Here is a 2,955-nt window from a genome sequence, read left to right as displayed (position 1 = left end):
TCGTAGGTGCGACGGAGGTGCCCGGCGGCATATTCCGCAGAGTACGGCTTTGCTGTCTCGGTCGGCCACGGCTCGAGCTTGGCGATGCGGTTGCGTTCGAACCCCTCGTTGGCGAAGACCGTGACGTCGTCGAAGCTGTTGGTGACCGTGCCGCTGGCCCGGCTCCAACTGGTGCGTGTCTCGGTGCGTCGATTCTCGCCCGAGCCGACTGTGACGGTGTAGTTGTCGCCGCGACGGCCCGTGTAGCGCGTCCGGGTGTCAGCGTCGTAGGTGAAGTACGCGGTGTAGACGCTTGAGAACGCTCCGGTGCGGCTGTAGGTCTTGAACTCGGTGGGCGCAAACCAGCGCTTACTGATCCACTTTTCGATCAGCTCCTTGGCCTGTTTGTCGTCGATGGAGAACGGCAGCACGCCATCGACCGGGAGGCGTTCGGGAGCGTCGTGGACGTCATCGCGCTGAATCGGTGTTGCGCAGTAGGGGCACTTCTCTGCGGTGAGTGACCCAGAGAACATCGTGTTGCCGCCGCAGTTCTGGCAGGTGACTTCCTTCTCGGTGCCGACAAAGTTCTGTTGATGGGATTGCTTGCTGGACTGCACGAGCCTGAGCGCCTCGCGCAGGTCTTTTTCGTTGACTTGTCCGTCGTTTTCCACCAACTCATGGGTGTTGCCGCAGTGCGCGCACTTGAGGAGTTGGCTGCGAATGTCGAAGTGCAACTCCCCGCCGCAGGCTTCGCACGGATAGGTCCGGCTGTCTTCGGTGGAGTGCTTCATCGCCATTGATTCCGCCGATGGGTCGGTCTCGTCGGGCGCCCCCTCGTCGCCGGCCGGAGGTGGCGGTGAAGGCGGAGGTGCCAAACCGTCGGGTTCGGGAAGCGGGGGTGGCTGTGAAGGTGGGGGTGGGGGTGACGACGGTGGAGGTGGCTGTTCGCTCATCGGTGGCCCGTCACCCGGCGGCGGGCGATGGCGGCATTGGCGGGGGCTCCGCGCTGCGCGGCGGCATCGGCGGGGGAGTGGCAAACAGGGCCTGCAACTGCGGCACCGTCTGGGCTGCTGCCCACCCAGCCATGCCGTGAGACCAGACCAGGGTTTGTCCGGTGACCTGGCCGTTCCCAATGCCGGCTTGCATCTGGGCCATGTTGTACGGACCGCCCGGCTGGCCTCCGTGATCGACGTGATACATGGTCTGGCCGGGCAGCGGCGGCGGCGCCGGCGCTGCGGTCGGCGCGGGCGCCGCTTGCTGTTGTTGCGGCGCGACCTGCTGATTTGCCCCCATGCCAGGCATCGACTGAGCCATCTGGCCGGCCATGACGGCGCCCATTCCCATCTGCATCATGTCGCCCATGACGGAGCCGCCTTCATTCTCGGCAGCGGCAAGCATTGCATTGGCGGCTTGGGCCTGCTGGTACTTGTTGAGGTCGACGTTCTCGACGAAGCCGGATGCTTCGACTCCCTTGGCGACACCACGGGTCATGGCCTGGGTGATCTCGTCGGGCAGCGAGATGTTCATTGTCATCTCGGGGATTTCGAGACCGAACTCGTCGTCGACGCGTTCCTGGACGAACTCGGCAAGTTTGCCCGACAGCGCTACCTGTTGCCCCTGGAGGTCGATCGCACCGAGACCGGTCTCGAGGACCATGTCCGAGAACGCCATCGAGATGACTCTGCGGAGCAGCTCTGCGATCTCGTCGGCCTCGACAGCGGAGTCGGTGCCGATGACTTCCTTCAGAAAGGTCTCAATATCGGCAATTTTGACAACGCAGAGGCCGTTGGCGCGGATCTGCACCATCTTGAAATCCGGGTCGCGAACCGTGACGGGCTGCGGAGTACCCCAGCGCAAGTCGGTGACCGGGCGGGTGTTGATGAAGTACACCTCGCTGCGGAATGGGCTGTCGAAACCGTGTTTCCAGCCCTGCAGCGTCGACATGATCGGCAGGTTCTCGCTCTTCAGTTCGTAGTGGCCGGGCTCGAATTGATCAGCCAACGCACCGCGGTAGACGAACACCGCCTTCTGGCCTTCGCGGACAATGAGTTGCGCGCCGTTCTTGATCTCATTCTGATAGCGGGGAAAGCGCCATGCCAATGTCGAGCGGGAATCATCGATCCACTCGATGATGTCAACGAGTTCGCCCTTGAGTTTGTCGAGAAGACCCATGTCAGGCCCGCCTTTCATCTGTCCGTGAGGTTCGCTGCTCACCATAGATGACCGATGCGAACCGTACCGCTGCCCATCGTCGGTCGAGTGGGCGGGGAGAGTGCGAAGCGGTCACTGCCGGACGCAGTTGTCGGGTTCGGACGCACCAGCGACAGAGAAGTCGTAACAGGTCAAGAACCGAGCGTGTTCGCGTCCAACGATGAAGCCGATGGCACCGAGGACAGCAACCAGGGCCACGAGCGATGCGGTGTTTCTCCGACTACCGGTCTGGGCGAGTTTGGGCATTGACATGTCGACGAAGAGACGCAGCGTCAGCGGCACCGAGATGAGCAGAATCAGGATCAGCGACACGACGAAGATGGGCTGATCCATCGCCTCTGATGTTGACCCTGTGAGAAAGGCTGCGGCGAGCAGCCAGAACAGAGGCGCCGCCAAGGCGATCCGGATGAGCCATTTCCACGGAGCGCCGTATCCGCCGTTGACTGTCGTGATCACGAAGAGGATCGACGCGGCCACGACTACCTGGAAGATGTTGACGTAGAAAATCTCGCCGCACGCACCAAGGTTGAACGCAATAGGCCAGGTGAGCAACCCGAGTGTCACCGCGGCGAGCGCCAACGGTCCGCTGACCGTCAGCCGTTCCCGGGCGGATTCCGTTGGGATGGGATCGGGCACGGCGGGTGATCTCCTGCGGGTCGACCGGGCAGGCTCAACTCACTGTCTCATGGCTGGCCTCACCCTCCAGCACCTGGCGGGTGATTGAGTCGGACGCTGAAACGAGGAACAGGTCGGCGCTTGCGGCCA

2 protein-coding genes and 1 pseudogene are annotated in these 2,955 nt (G+C 63.0%); all 3 read right to left on the bottom strand.

Features of this window, described 5'->3' with window-relative positions; genetic code table 11:
* A pseudogene (locus ACH2DW_RS15220) lies at positions 1-770 on the bottom strand (hypothetical protein); the annotation flags it as partial.
* A gap of 172 nt (positions 771-942) precedes the next feature.
* On the bottom strand, positions 943-2,151 hold the full coding sequence (locus ACH2DW_RS15215) for an SPFH domain-containing protein (protein WP_394930593.1): 1,209 nt from the start codon (positions 2,149-2,151) through the stop codon (positions 943-945).
* 111 nt (positions 2,152-2,262) lie between these two features.
* A complete protein-coding gene (locus ACH2DW_RS15210) occupies positions 2,263-2,826 on the bottom strand; it encodes a hypothetical protein (protein ID WP_394930592.1) in 564 nt (187 codons plus the stop codon).
* Between the last annotated feature and the right edge of the window lie 129 nt (positions 2,827-2,955).

Origin of the sequence: uncultured Ilumatobacter sp., from assembly GCF_963980585.1 — a bacterium.
GTDB lineage: Bacteria > Actinomycetota > Acidimicrobiia > Acidimicrobiales > Ilumatobacteraceae > Ilumatobacter_A.
Note: the sequence above shows the minus strand (reverse complement) of the source record. Positions and strands in the feature narration are given on the sequence as shown.

Excerpts from the sequence above, each read along its gene's own strand:
- ACH2DW_RS15215 (WP_394930593.1), bottom strand. The coding sequence starts at position 2,151 with ATGGGTCTTCTCGACAAACTCAAGGGCGAACTCGTTGACATCATCGAG.